The sequence below is a fragment of the Stenotrophomonas sp. JAG2 genome (genome assembly GCF_041080745.1).
Classification (GTDB): Bacteria; Pseudomonadota; Gammaproteobacteria; order Xanthomonadales; family Xanthomonadaceae; genus Stenotrophomonas; species Stenotrophomonas maltophilia_AA.
Window position 1 is genome coordinate 265,371 of the sequence record NZ_JBEUMH010000005.1, and the last position, 12,836, is coordinate 278,206.

General features: G+C 68.0%; 10 protein-coding genes. 5 read left to right on the forward strand and 5 right to left on the reverse strand.

The features are described from left to right. Positions 1 to 12 precede the first annotated feature (12 nt). Positions 13 to 2,505, forward strand: coding sequence for a putative peptide modification system cyclase (locus AB9O74_RS08605; RefSeq protein ID WP_369349032.1), 2,493 nt, complete (start codon positions 13 to 15; stop codon positions 2,503 to 2,505). Positions 2,506 to 2,513: 8 nt separating this feature from the next. Here AB9O74_RS08605 and AB9O74_RS08610 read toward each other — a convergent pair whose 3' ends face one another. Next, the gene (locus AB9O74_RS08610; RefSeq protein WP_179460518.1) at positions 2,514 to 2,807 is read right to left on the reverse strand and encodes an NHLP-related RiPP peptide; all 294 of its coding nucleotides are present in this window, start codon (positions 2,805 to 2,807) and stop codon (positions 2,514 to 2,516) included. A gap of 136 nt (positions 2,808 to 2,943) precedes the next feature. Between AB9O74_RS08610 and AB9O74_RS08615 the strand changes: the two genes are divergently transcribed. Further along, the gene (locus AB9O74_RS08615) at positions 2,944 to 4,146 is read left to right on the forward strand and encodes a putative peptide maturation dehydrogenase (protein WP_369349033.1); all 1,203 of its coding nucleotides are present in this window, start codon (positions 2,944 to 2,946) and stop codon (positions 4,144 to 4,146) included. Here AB9O74_RS08615 and AB9O74_RS08620 read toward each other — a convergent pair. From AB9O74_RS08620 to AB9O74_RS08630, 3 genes are read right to left on the reverse strand one after another with little or no spacing between them, the layout of a single operon-like run. Continuing rightward, a complete protein-coding gene (locus AB9O74_RS08620; RefSeq protein WP_369349034.1) occupies positions 4,101 to 6,083 on the reverse strand; it encodes an acetyl-CoA carboxylase biotin carboxylase subunit in 1,983 nt (660 codons plus the stop codon). The genes AB9O74_RS08615 and AB9O74_RS08620 overlap by 46 nt on opposite strands. Before the next feature lie 55 nt (positions 6,084 to 6,138). Then, complete coding sequence (locus AB9O74_RS08625) at positions 6,139 to 7,749, reverse strand: carboxyl transferase domain-containing protein (RefSeq protein WP_369349035.1); 1,611 nt, start codon at positions 7,747 to 7,749, stop codon at positions 6,139 to 6,141. A gap of 10 nt (positions 7,750 to 7,759) precedes the next feature. Beyond that, positions 7,760 to 8,923 (reverse strand): isovaleryl-CoA dehydrogenase, encoded by a 1,164-nt coding sequence (locus AB9O74_RS08630; protein WP_176990199.1) that lies wholly within the window; start codon positions 8,921 to 8,923, stop codon positions 7,760 to 7,762. A 146-nt stretch (positions 8,924 to 9,069) separates the two neighbouring features. Here AB9O74_RS08630 and AB9O74_RS08635 point away from each other — a divergent pair, with 146 nt between their 5' ends. The 3 genes from AB9O74_RS08635 (at position 9,070) to AB9O74_RS08645 (ending at position 11,848) form a co-directional block, all read left to right on the forward strand. Then, entirely contained in the window at positions 9,070 to 9,675 is a 606-nt protein-coding gene (locus AB9O74_RS08635) for a TetR/AcrR family transcriptional regulator (RefSeq protein ID WP_176990198.1), read from the forward strand. A gap of 114 nt (positions 9,676 to 9,789) precedes the next feature. Next, a complete protein-coding gene (locus AB9O74_RS08640; protein ID WP_369349036.1) occupies positions 9,790 to 10,308 on the forward strand; it encodes a cytochrome c5 family protein in 519 nt (172 codons plus the stop codon). Positions 10,309 to 10,402: 94 nt separating this feature from the next. After that, positions 10,403 to 11,848 carry an ExeM/NucH family extracellular endonuclease gene (locus AB9O74_RS08645; RefSeq protein ID WP_369349037.1) on the forward strand — a complete coding sequence of 482 codons (1,446 nt, stop codon included), beginning with the start codon at positions 10,403 to 10,405 and terminating at the stop codon, positions 11,846 to 11,848. An 83-nt stretch (positions 11,849 to 11,931) separates the two neighbouring features. Here the strand turns inward: AB9O74_RS08645 and AB9O74_RS08650 are convergent, their stop codons facing one another. After that, positions 11,932 to 12,798: an EamA family transporter gene (locus AB9O74_RS08650; protein WP_369349038.1), complete on the reverse strand. Its 867-nt coding sequence runs from the start codon at positions 12,796 to 12,798 to the stop codon at positions 11,932 to 11,934. Positions 12,799 to 12,836 lie beyond the last annotated feature (38 nt).

Here is a 12,836-nt window from a genome sequence, read left to right on the forward strand (position 1 = left end):
CGGGAGATCGGCATGAACGGCGACAACGGAACGTCGACCCAGGCCCCGCAGATGCGGGCGCTGTTGTTCACCGATCTGTGCGACTCGCTGATCCTGGTGGAGCGCATCGGTGATGCGGCGGCGGCTGAGCTGTTCCAGGAGCATGACCGGCTGGTGCTGGCGTTGCAGCAGCAGTGGAACGGGCACCAGATCGATCGCTCGGACGGGCTGTTTCTGTTGTTCGAGCGGCCCATCGATGCGCTCGGATTCGCCCTGGATTACCACGCTGGCCTGGGTGCACTGGGTCGATCGCTGCAGCACCCCATCCGCGCACGCGCGGGCCTGCATGTCGGTGAGGTCATCCTGTGGGACAACAGCGCCGAAGCGATCGCGCTGGGCTCCAAGCCGGTGGAAGTGGAAGGGCTGGCAAAGCCGATGGCGGCGCGGCTCATGCAGCTGGCACGGCCCGGGCAGATTCTCGTGTCGGCGACGGCTGAGTCGATGGTCCGGCGTGCCGGCGTTGCGTTGCGCGATAAAAACAACGGACTGAAATGGACTTCGTTCGGACGCTGGCGATTCAAGGGCGTGGCGCAGCCGATGGACGTGTTCGGAGTGATGTCATCGGACATGCCATCCAGCGGTCGCCCCCGGGCGACGTCGAAGGCCGCCCGCGACCTGCCTTTTTGGCGCCAGCCAACGGCCATGGTGGCGGAAGCCACGTTGGCCGTCGCGCTGCTGGTGGGGGCCTGGATGATGACGCGGTCGCAGCCGGCAATCGCCTTCGCTGAGCGTGACTGGGTGGTGCTGTCGGATGTCACCAACCAGACCGGCGAGCCCATTTTCGATGACTCGCTGCGTCAGGCCGTGCTGCTGGGCCTGGAACAGTCGAAGTACGTCAACGTACTGTCCGACGGCAAGGTCCGCGAAAGCCTCGAACTGGCACGCGATCCCGTGGATGCCGTGCTGGATCGATCGCGCGCGGTGGACGTGGCGGTACGCGAAGGTGCCCGCGCGGTCCTGGTACCGAAGGTCATCCCGCGGCGTGGTGGATACGAGGTGCAGATCTCGCTGATCGATCCTGGCAAGGACGTGGTGATCCAGACGTACACGGCCCTGGCGTCCGGGACCGGCAACGCGGTGGAGGCGGTCGACAAGGTGATCGGCGAACTGAGAGCTGGACTGGGCGAATCCGTCGCAGGTCTGCAGCGGTCCATGCCGCTGCCCAGTGCCTCAACCGCCAGTCTGCGCGCCCTGCGCTCGTATGCGCTGGCCGAGACCGCACTGGGCGAGCGCCGTTTCAATGACGCGCGCAATCTGTATCAGACCGCGTTGGAGATCGATCCGGCGTTCGCGCTGGCCTATATCGGCCTGGCCAAATCGTTCGCGCGTACCGCCGATCGCAGCAGTGCGCGCGAGCAGCTGGAAAAAGCGCTGGCGTTGAAGGGGCGGCTGCCGCACCGCGAGCAGCTGTACCTGAAAGGCTGGCAGGCGGAGCTGGAGCCGGACGGGTGGCCGGTCGAGCAGTGGCGGGTACTCGCCGGGGTGTACCCGGATTTCTATGCCGGTCCTTCCAACACGTCCTGGTATCTGATCCAGGACAACCGCTTCCAGGAGGCAGAGCCCTTCGCCCGTGCGGCGTCCGTTCCCCAGGACTACCTGCGCATCTACCCCATGGTGCACCTCGCCCGCATCCAGCTGGCCCGCAACCAGTTCCATGAGGCGCAGAACACCCTGCAGCAGGCGCGTACGCTCCGCCGCGACGGTATCGACGACACCCAGGTGGATGTTCTGGTCGGCCTGCGCCGGTATGCAGAAGCCAGGCGCCTGGTGGAGCGCATGGGCAAAGGCGAGGACGCCCTGCAGGACCTGATGCATCTTCGAGCAAAGGTGCTGCTCGCCGCCGACCAGGGAGACTGCGACGCCATGCGTTCGGCCGTGCGCCAGGATGCCGCGAAACCGGGCCTGGCGGATTACCAGATTCATCAGAAGCTGGTGCATGCCACCGTCGAGACGCTGTGCGGGGGGGCCAACAAAGGCACCTTGTCTGCGACCGCAACGCAGCTGATTCCCATGTTGAAAGAGCGCGATCATCCCAACATCGCCGACCGCAGCCTGCAGTTGCTGGCGCTGGTCTACCTTGCGCAGCGCCAGGGCCAGCATCCGTTGGCCGACACACTTTTGCGCGACAACGCGGCTCTGCTGGAACGCCAGCACAGCCCGGTGGTCGCCAAGTGGCGGCGCATCGTGTCCTCCAATGCACTGCTGATCGATGGCAAGGCCGATGCGGCGGTAGAAATGCTGCAGCCGCTGCTGGACGGGTCCGAGCCGGTGCAGGCGCATGTCGTGCTGCTGCAGGCCAGGAGGGCACAGCAGGATGGGGCGGGCGTCCTGCAAGAGCAGCAATGGCTGGCCACGCATCGTGGGCAAGCCATTGCCGAGGTGGCGGCGATCCAGGTCTGGCAGCCGTTGAACGCGCATGACGTGGCCACCTGGTCCGTGCCGGTCAACGCGACCGGCATGCAGTGAGGCGACCGTCAGCTGATGGTGTCGCCAACTTTGCCAGCTTCGAAACAGAACACCACCGTCATCGACGCGGTATGCGTGCTCAGATAGGTTTCCAGTTCGCTGCGCAGGGCGAGCAGTTCCGAAGGCGTGGCGAGGTCCACGACAGCCAGGCAGTCGGTACAGCCGTCGGGGTCGATGCCGATCGAGGCAAGCGCTGCCGCGCCATCGGCGGAAAACAGCGTGCGGAACGCCGTATCGCCAATCAGATGGTCGAGCAGCAGCATGGCTTGGGTCGGGGTGAGCTGGGCGGGAGCAGGCGTCATGGTCGATTTCCAGGGCAAGAGAGTGTTCTATCGGCACAAGCGCTCCCCGGTTGAGCACAACGCACCGGCGGAGGCCTCTGTGTGCGGTCACCGCACATCGGGATAAGCTTACCTCTGCATTACGACAGGAAGATCGATGCGCGTTCGCCGCTGTACCCATCTACTGCTGGAGCCGCGCGAAACCGTCTCGTTCGGCCTGCAGGCGCTTCTGCGTGGCAACACCGAGGCCAACAGCACCCATGTCTGGCTGGCGCTTGCGGGGCACCTGGATGGCCCGGTGGAGATCGACGCCGGGCAAAGCGAACTGCTTGGCCGCACCAGCGCAACGCAGTGGCGGACGTTGTCCGCGCAGGACATGGCCGATCCCCGCTGGGGCCAGTTGCTGAGCAACGGCCTGCTGCTGGGCGATCAGCCGGAACACGCAGACCTTCTGGCGCGCGACCAGCGGATCAAGGACGCACATTGGTGGCCGCTGTCCGCCGTGGCGCACCGGCACTCGCGCTGGCAGGGCGTGGACAGCGTTTCGGACATGCGCGGGCAGGGCCTGGATACCGCAGTCGGTCTGCGCAGGACGCTGGGTGCGCCGCCGCCTGCCGTGCATCCTCTGGAGGGCCAGTACCAGCCGCTGCCGAACGTGCAGGAATCCCCGTTCGATGCCCTGCTGGCGGCCAGAACCACCTGTCGCAACTTCGATCCCGGGCGTGCGCTGCCGCTCCCGATGCTGGCCCAGCTCCTCCAGCGCAGCGTCATGGCCCACGCCGCGCTGCAGGTCGAGCAGGACATGCTGATCCTGAAGAAAAACGTCCCTTCGGGCGGGGGTCTGCACCCGACCGAGGTATGGCTGCTGGTACAGCGCGTCGACGGGCTCGCGCCCGGCCTCTACCACTATCACGCGCTGGACCACGCGCTTCTGGCGTTGCCATCGCCGCCCGTTCCCACGCTGCCATCGCTGGCTCGCACCATGGTATCGGGGCAGGAATGGTTCGCCGATGCGCCGGTCCTGATCGTGCTCGCCCCTCGTTTTGGACGCAGCTTCTGGAAGTATCGCAACCACGCCAAGGCGTATCGTGCGCTCACGCTGGACGCAGGACACATCTCGCAGATGGTGTACCTGGCGGCCACGGAAGCAGGCCTGGGTGCTTTTGTGACCGCAGCCATCAACGAAGGTGACGTGGACCAGGCCTTTGGCCTGGATGGCGTGGAACAGGGCGCGCTGGCGATCTGCGGTGTGGGCTACCGTGCGGTAGAGCGCAGCACGGCCGAATTTGATCCGGCCGGCCGCAGTGCGGGTAACTACCCCGCCTCGAAATCCACCAGCACCGCGCCATCACCCACTTGATCCCCGGCCTTGACCCGGTAACCCTGCACGGTGCCATCGGCCGGTGCCTGCAGCGTGTGCTCCATCTTCATCGCCTCCAGCACCAGCAGCGGCGCGCCGCGTTTGACCGCCGTGCCCGGTGCCACCAGGGTGGCAACGATACGGCCCGGCATCGGCGCGACCAGGCTGCCGGCATCGGCGACGGACTGGTCCGCTTCGCTGACGGGATCATGCAGGGTGAAGCGATGCACGCCCTCGCTGCCGAACAGGTAGAGCTCATTGCCATCGCGGATGACTGTGGCACGGTGCAGCTGCTCGCCGATCTGCACGCGCAGCGCATCACCGGCCAGGCGGCCGCTGCCCTGCAGTGCGTTGCCGTCCATGTGGACGGTCCACTGTTCGCTCGCGCCCTGCACGGCCACGCTGCGCTGTGCACCCCGGTGCTCCAGCGTCAGCGCGCGTGCGGCGGCCGCGCCAAGGCGCCAGCCATCCTGGGCCTGCCACGGCGAGTGCGGGTCACGCGCGTCACGGCGGGCGGCGTCGCTGGTGGCCACGCCGGCAATCGCGGCCAGCGCCCAGAGCGCCGGATCGCTGTCGCCGTCGTTGGGGGCCAGTGCGGCCTGCTCGCGCTCGATCAGCGCGGTGTCCAGCTTGGCCTGGGTAAACGAATCGGTCATCACCAGCCGGCGCAGGAAGGCGGCATTGGTGGTCACGCCGACCACTTCGCACTCGGCCAGCGCCTGCTGCATGCGGCGCAGCGCGGCATCGCGGTCGACGTCCCAGACGATCAGCTTGGCGATCATCGGGTCGTAGAACGGGGTGATCGCATCGCCCTGCTCGACACCGGCGTCCACGCGCACGTGTGCGGTGTTGGCCGGCAGGCGCAGGTGGCGCAGGGTGCCGGTAGACGGCAGGAAACCGCGGTCGGCGTCTTCGGCGTACAGGCGTGCTTCGAGTGCATGCCCGCGGATCTGCAGCTGATCCTGCTGCAGCGGCAGCGGCTCACCGCTGGCCACGCGCAGCTGCCACTCGACCAGGTCGGTGCCGGTGATGCACTCGGTGACCGGGTGCTCCACCTGCAGGCGGGTGTTCATTTCCATGAAGTAGAAATCGCCATCGGGCCCGGCGATGAACTCCACCGTGCCCGCGCCGACGTAGTTGACCGCGCGCGCGGCATCGACGGCGGCCTTGCCCATCGCGGCGCGGCGCTCGGGCGTCATGCCCGGGGCGGGCGCTTCTTCGAGCACCTTCTGGTGGCGGCGCTGCACCGAGCAGTCGCGCTCGAACAGGTACACCACGTTGCCGTGGCTGTCGCCGAACACCTGGATCTCGATGTGGCGCGGGCGCTCGACATATTTTTCGACCAGCACGTGGGCGTTGCCGAACGCCGACTGCGCCTCGCGCTGGCAGCTGGCCAGCGCCTCGGTGAAGGTCGCGCTGTCATCCACGCGGCGCATGCCCTTGCCACCGCCGCCGGCGCTGGCCTTGATCAGCACCGGGTAGCCGATGCTGTCGGCCTGCTGGCGCAGGAACTCGGGGATCTGCTCGTCGCCGTGGTATCCCGGGGTCAGCGGCACGCCAGCCTGCTGCATCAGTGCCTTGGCCGCGCTCTTGTCGCCCATCGCGCGGATCGCCGCAGCGGAGGGGCCGATGAACACGATGCCGGCGTCGGCGCAGGCCTGCGCGAAGCCGGCGTTCTCCGAGAGGAAGCCGTAGCCGGGATGGATCGCCTGCGCGCCGGTGCGGCGGGCGGCCTCCAGGATGGCGTCGCCGCGCAGGTAGCTCTCACGCGCCGGCGCCGGGCCGATCGCAATGGCCTCGTCGGCCAGGCGAACGTGGCGCGCGTTGCGGTCGGCGTCGGAGTACACCGCCACGGTGGCGATGCCCAGGCGCTGGCAGGTAGCGATGACGCGGCAGGCGATTTCGCCACGGTTGGCGATCAGGATCTTGGTGAACATGGTGGTCTCGTTGCGCGGGCCAGGGGCGGCGGTGCCAGGCGGCACCGCCCGTGCATTACATGCGGAACACGCCGAAGTCGGTCTTCTTCGCCGGGGCGTTGAGGCTGGCCGACAGCGCCAGGCCCAGCACACGACGGGTGTCGGCCGGATCGATCACGCCGTCATCCCAGAGGCGGGCGCTGGCGTAGTACGGGTGGCCCTGCGATTCGAACTGCTCGCGGATCGGCGATTTGAAGCCGTCTTCTTCCTCGGCCGACCACTGCCCGCCCTTGGCTTCGATGCCATCGCGCTTGACCGTGGCCAGCACGCTGGCGGCCTGCTCGCCGCCCATCACGCCGATGCGTGCGTTCGGCCACATCCACAGGAAGTTGGGCGAGTAGGCGCGGCCGCACATGCCGTAGTTGCCGGCGCCGAACGAGCCGCCGATCACCACGGTGAACTTGGGCACCTTGGCGCAGGCCACGGCCATCACCAGCTTGGCCCCGTCCTTGGCGATGCCGCCGTGCTCGTACTTGCGGCCGACCATGAAGCCGGTGATGTTCTGCAGGAACACCAGCGGAATGCCGCGCTGCGTGCACAGTTCGATGAAGTGCGCACCCTTCAGCGCGGACTCGGAGAACAGGATGCCGTTGTTGGCGATGATGCCCACCGGGTAGCCGTGCAGATGCGCGAAGCCGGTGACCAGGGTGTTGCCGTAGCGCGGCTTGAACTCATCGAAACGCGAATCGTCGACCAGGCGCAGGATCACTTCGCGCACGTCGTAGGGCTTGCGCGTGTCGGCCGGAATCACGCCGTACAGCTCGTGGGCCGGATGCCGCGGTTCCATCGGGGCCTGCACCGCCAGCGCCGGCTCGGGCTTGCGCCAGTTGAGCTGGGCGATGATCGCGCGAACCCGGGCCAGCGCCTGCAGGTCGTTGTCGGCCATGTGGTCGGCGACGCCGGAGATGCGCGTATGCACGTCGGCACCGCCCAGTTCCTCGGCGGTGACCACTTCACCGGTGGCCGCTTTCACCAGCGGCGGGCCGCCGAGGAAGATGGTGCCCTGCTCGCGCACGATCACCGTTTCATCGCTCATCGCCGGCACGTAGGCGCCACCGGCGGTGCAGCTGCCCATCACGCAGGCGATCTGCGGGATGCCCTGCGCGGACAGGTTGGCCTGGTTGTAGAAGATGCGGCCGAAATGATCGCGGTCCGGGAACACCTCGTCCTGCAGCGGCAGGAACGCACCGCCGGAATCCACCAGGTAGATGCAGGGCAGGCGGTTCTGTTCGGCCACTTCCTGCGCGCGCAGGTGCTTCTTGACCGTCATCGGGTAGTAGGTGCCACCCTTGACCGTGGCATCGTTGGCCACGATCACGCACTCCACGCCCGAGACCCGGCCGATGCCGGCCACCACGCCGGCGCTGGGGATCGGATCGCCATACATGCCGTGCGCGGCCAGCGGGGCGATCTCCAGGAACGCGCTGCCCGGATCAAGCAGGGCATCGATGCGGTCGCGCACCAGCAACTTGCCGCGTGCGGTGTGCTTGGCGCGTGCCGCTTCGCTGCCGCCCAGCGCTGTCTGCGCCAGGGTGGCGCGCAGGTCGTCGACCACCGCCTGCAGTGCGGCGCGGTTGGCCTCGAAGGTGTCGCTGCCCGGTTGCAGCTGGGTGCTCAGTACGGTCATGGCAGGGCCCTTACTTGGTGCGCTGGAACAGTTCGCGGCCGATCAGCATGCGGCGGATCTCGGAGGTACCGGCGCCGATTTCATACAGCTTGGCATCGCGCCACAAACGACCTGTCGGATACTCGTTGATGTAGCCGTTGCCGCCGAGGATCTGGATCGCCTGGCCGGTGAGCCAGGTGGCCTTCTCGGCCGAGTACAGGATCGCGCCGGCCGCGTCCTGGCGCGTGGTGCGGCCCTGGTCGCAGGCGCGTGCCACCGCATACACATAGGCGCGGCAGGCGTTGAGGCCGACGTACATGTCGGCCAGCTTGGCCTGGATCAGCTGGAAGGTGCCGATAGCCTCGCCGAACTGCTTGCGCTCGTGCACGTACGGCATCACCACATCCATCGCCGCGGCCATCAGGCCGAGCGGGCCACCGGAGAGCACCACGCGCTCGTAGTCCAGACCGGACATCAGCACCTTGACGCCACCGCCGACCACGCCGAGCACATTGGCTTCGGGCACTTCGCAATCCTGGAAGACCAGCTCGCAGGTGTTGGAGCCGCGCATGCCGAGCTTGTCCAGCTTCTGCGCCGTGGAGAAGCCCTTCATGCCCTTTTCGATCAGGAACGCGGTGATGCCCTTGGCGCCGCCATCCGGATCGGTCTTGGCATAGACCACCAGCACATCGGCATCCGGGCCGTTGGTGATCCACATCTTGTTGCCGTTGAGCACGTAGTGATCACCGCGCTTGTCCGCGCGCAGCTTCATCGAGACCACGTCCGAACCGGCGCCCGGTTCGCTCATGGCCAGCGCGCCGACCAGCTCGCCGCTGCACAGGCCGGGCAGGTAGCGCCGCTTCTGGTCTTCGTTGCCGTTCTTGCGCAGCTGGTTCACGCACAGGTTCGAGTGCGCGCCGTAGGACAGCGCGATAGCGCCGGAGGCACGCGAGATCTCTTCCATCGCCACCACGTGCGCGAGGTAGCCCATGCCGCTGCCGCCGTATTCCTCTTCCACGGTCAGGCCGAGCAGGCCCTGTTCGCCGAGCTTGCGCCACAGCGCATTGGGGAACAGATTCTCTTCGTCGGCCTGGGCGGCCAGCGGCGCGATTTCAGCGGAGGCAAAATGGGCCACGCTCTGGCGCAGCAGGTCGATCTCTTCGCCGAGATCGAAGTTCATGGTCGGGACGTGCATGGGCGACTCCGCAACAACAAGGGATGGGACGCGCCGGGAGGGATGGACGGGCTGACAGGGCCGTCCCGCGGGCGATGTACCCCCAGCGTAGCCGGGTTCGACAAAGAAGTGAACACAAATTCAAAAATTGAACATAGAATCAACAAATGGCCTATAAACGCTCCGCCCTGATGGAAGAACGCCTTGCCGGCGCCCGCGAACGCATCCTGCTGGCGACCCGTGCGCTGGTGGCCGCCGGCGGCTACCGCAATGCCCCGGTGACCGCCGTGGCCGCCGAGGCCGGGGTCTCCACCGGCCTGATCTACCGGCACTTCCCGTCCAAGGCCGAGCTGTTCGTCGAGGTGCTGACCGCCGCCGTCGAGCACGAGCTGCGCATCTTCGAGGCGATCGCGGCCGAGCCGCTGCCCGCGCCGGAGCGCCTGCGCCGCGCGATCACCGCCTTCGTGCGGCGCGCGCTGGCCGGCCCCGGGCTGGCCTATGCCTTCATCGCCGAGCCGGTCGACCCGGAAGTGGAAGCCGAGCGCATCCGCTGCCGCCGTCTGTTCGGCGATGTGTTCCGGCGCATCGTCGCCGATGGCGTGGAGGCAGGCACCTTCCCGCAGCAGGACACCCATGTCGCCGCGGCCTGCATCGTGGGCGCGTTCACCGAGGCGCTGGTCGGCCCGACCGCACTGAGCCGCGACGCGCATGGCGACGAAGATGCGCTTGTCGAGTCGATCTGTGTTTTCTGCCTGCGCGCCGCCGGCGCCTGAGCCGCGCGGATGCTGCATTGCGACACCGGCAGGTCGCTTGCGCAGCGCCGCCGACGCTGGTCATACTCCGGCGACAAGCCGTGGTCCAACGACTACCAGCCAGGGGTATAGAGAGTGCGGAATTACGACCTCGAGTTCCTGAAACGCTTTTCCATGGTCATCGCGCTGCTGATGGCCATCACACTTGGCCTGATCCTCTTCGCGGCCTACCTGCATACCAGCATTCCCCCGGAAGTCTCGCCGATGGCGGCCAAGCGCACCGAACAGCGCATCGCGCCTGCCGGTGCGGTCTATGCGGGCAGCACCGGTGCCGCCGCGCAGGCCGCCGCTCACGCTGCCGCGCTGGTCAAAGCCGCCTCACAGGTGGCCTATGGCGGCACCACCGACGGCAAGGTGATCTACGACAACCTCTGCACCGCCTGCCATACCAATGGCGTCGGCAAGGCGCCGACGCTGGACCATGGGCATTGGGATGCGCGCATCGCCCAGGGCAAGGACACGCTCTATAAGCATGCCGTGGAGGGCTACACCGGCCCGGACGGTGGCATCATGCCGCCCAAGGGCGGTAATCCGGCGCTGACCGAGGAGCAGATCCATGCCACGGTGGACTGGATGCTCGCCAACCTGAAATGACGGCTTTGCCGGATCAGGCCACCGACGCCGCCGAAGGGCGGCGTTTCACTTTATATGGTTAGCCTTGTCGCACTTCCCTGGAGTCCTGCTTCCGATGCGCCGTACCCCCCTCGTGTTCGCCCTCGCGCTGGCGTTGTCCGGCGCGGTCCATGCCGTCCAGCCGCAGCCCGCCACCTCGCCGCAGGTGCGTCCGGCGCCGACCACGTCGGCCACGGTCACCCTGACCGCGCCGCCGACCGACTGGCGCACGCTGGACGGCCAGCAGGTCCGCATCGCCGCGCCGCTGACCCTGGCCGGCACCGATGGGCTGTCGCGGTTCGGTGAGCTGACCGTGGCCTTCGGCGGCCGCCTCTGGCAGCCGAGCGAAGTGGCCGCACCGGGCACGGCGGGGCATGCGCAGGTGGTGGCCGACAACCTGCATCGCCGGCTGGTGCTCGATGATGGCAGCGATGCCCGCGATCCCGGCCCGGTGGCGTACCTGCCGATGGCCGCCAACCTGCGCACCGGCATGGTCCTGCGCAATGTCGAAGGCATCGTCCGTATCGATCCCAAGGGCAACACCCGCCTGCAGGTGACCCGTCCGTTGAACCTGCCCACGCTGGAGCGCCCGACGGTGCCGGTGGTGGCGGGCGCCCTGCACGTGGCGGCGTTCAACCTCGAGAACTTCTTCAATGGCGATGGCCAGGGCGGCGGTTACCCGACCCTGCGCGGCGCGCGCACCCTGGCCGAGCACCAGGCGCAGAAGGCCAAACTGGTGGCGACCATCAACGCCCTCGGTGCCGATGTCGCCGCGCTGATGGAACTGGAGAACGATGGCTACGGCCCGCAGTCGGCGATCGCACAGCTGGTCGACGCGCTCAATGCGGATCGCGGCAAGGAGGCCGACTGGCGTTTCATCGATGCCAAGCAGGGCCCGGGTGACAACCCGATCCGGGTCGGCATCATCTACCGCGCCTCGCGGGTGACCCCGGTCGGTGCCCCCGCCGTGCTGGAGCAGGAGCCCTTCGGCGAGCGCAGTCGTGTGCCGCTGGCGCAGGCTTTCCGCGCCGGCAAGGGCGCGCCATTCGTGGTCGTGGCCAATCACTTCAAGTCCAAGGGCTGCTCGGAAGCGACCGGCGCGGACGCCGACCAGAAGGACGGCCAGGCCTGCTGGAACGCCACCCGCGTTGCCTCGGCCGCGCTGCTGGACCAGTGGCTGGCGACCGATCCGACTGGTGCCGGCACCCGTGATGCGGTGCTGCTGGGCGACTTCAACGCGTACGCGATGGAAGACCCGATCCGCACCCTGCACGCCGCCGGCTGGCGGGATGCGTTCGCGGTGGCGAAGGTCGAACGGCCTTACAGCTATGTCTACAACGGCATGACCGGCCGGTTGGACCACGCGTTGTTGAGCCCGGGCATGGCGCAGCGCCTGCGCGCGGCAGCGGAGTGGCACATCAATGCCGATGAGGCCGACGATGTCGGCTACCGCGACCGCAACGAAGCCGGCCCATGGCGCAGCTCGGACCATGATCCGCTGCTGCTGGGGTTTGATCGCTGATACCGCACGGGTGTGCCGGCACGCCCGGTCACCGTCGCGTTGCCCGGGTAGTGCCGGCCGCTGGCCGGCACCACATCAATCGGTTACCACGTGCCCCACGCGATCAACCCGATCGCCACCACGGCCAGCGCCAGCCCGACCCGGTTCCACACGCTGGTGCGCTCGCCGAAACCGACGATGCCCACCAGTGCACCCAGCACCACCACGCCGATGTTCATCCCGGCGAACACCACCGCCGGGCTGTCCGGCAGGTGCTGGTGGGCGCGCACGTAGAACAGGATGTTGCCGAAGTTGAGCAGGCCGAGCAGGGCGCCGCCGACCCCGTTGCGCCACTGCAGGCGGGCGATGCCGCGCAGGTGGCGCCATAGCTGCAACGCCAGCATCAGCACGAAGGCCAGGCTGAAGCTGGCCAGCAGCGCGGCCATCGAGGGCGTGCCCGACAAGGCCACCTTCTTCAGCAGGATGTCGACCAGGGCATAGCCCACCCACACTGCCAGCAGCCACGGCCAGGCCCGCCCGCCGGTGGGCTCGGCCGCCCCGGCGCGCGGGCGCACGCTGATGCCCAGGATCGCCAGCAGGCCCAGGCCCAGCCCGGCCAGCTTCCAGCCGTTGGCGGTCTCGCCGAACACCAGGAACGCGGCCAGCAGCGAAAGCAGCAGCGACAAGCGCTGGGCTACGTCGCTGCGCACGATCCCGGCGCGGGTCACCGCGCGGGCCATCATCAGGAAGATCGCCGGCAGTGCCACGGCCAGGCAGAGCAGGGCAGCCCACGGCGCATGCGCGCTCTGCAGCGAGGCCAGCGAGGGCTGCAGCAGCACCGCGCTGAGCACGCTGGCGACCAGGTAATTCCAGGTCACCACCTGCGGCATGTCCAGCCGCTGGCGCGGCGCCAGCTTCAGCAGGACCGAGACCAGCACGCTGCAGAGAACGCTGAAAACCAGATAGTGCATGTACGGATCCGGCGGGGGCGGCGGTGAAGCACGCGGAG

Bases quoted from the DNA above. Each gene is read 5' to 3' on its own strand.
- AB9O74_RS08605 (WP_369349032.1), top strand. From the start codon at position 13: ATGAACGGCGACAACGGAACGTCGACCCAGGCCCCGCAGATGCGGGCG.
- AB9O74_RS08615 (WP_369349033.1), top strand. From the start codon at position 2,944: ATGCGCGTTCGCCGCTGTACCCATCTACTGCTGGAGCCGCGCGAAACC.
- AB9O74_RS08610 (WP_179460518.1), bottom strand. From the start codon at position 2,807: ATGACGCCTGCTCCCGCCCAGCTCACCCCGACCCAAGCCATGCTGCTG.
- AB9O74_RS08650 (WP_369349038.1), bottom strand. From the start codon at position 12,798: ATGCACTATCTGGTTTTCAGCGTTCTCTGCAGCGTGCTGGTCTCGGTC.
- AB9O74_RS08630 (WP_176990199.1), bottom strand. From the start codon at position 8,923: ATGCACGTCCCGACCATGAACTTCGATCTCGGCGAAGAGATCGACCTG.
- AB9O74_RS08635 (WP_176990198.1), top strand. From the start codon at position 9,070: ATGGCCTATAAACGCTCCGCCCTGATGGAAGAACGCCTTGCCGGCGCC.
- AB9O74_RS08620 (WP_369349034.1), bottom strand. From the start codon at position 6,083: ATGTTCACCAAGATCCTGATCGCCAACCGTGGCGAAATCGCCTGCCGC.
- AB9O74_RS08645 (WP_369349037.1), top strand. From the start codon at position 10,403: ATGCGCCGTACCCCCCTCGTGTTCGCCCTCGCGCTGGCGTTGTCCGGC.
- AB9O74_RS08625 (WP_369349035.1), bottom strand. From the start codon at position 7,749: ATGACCGTACTGAGCACCCAGCTGCAACCGGGCAGCGACACCTTCGAG.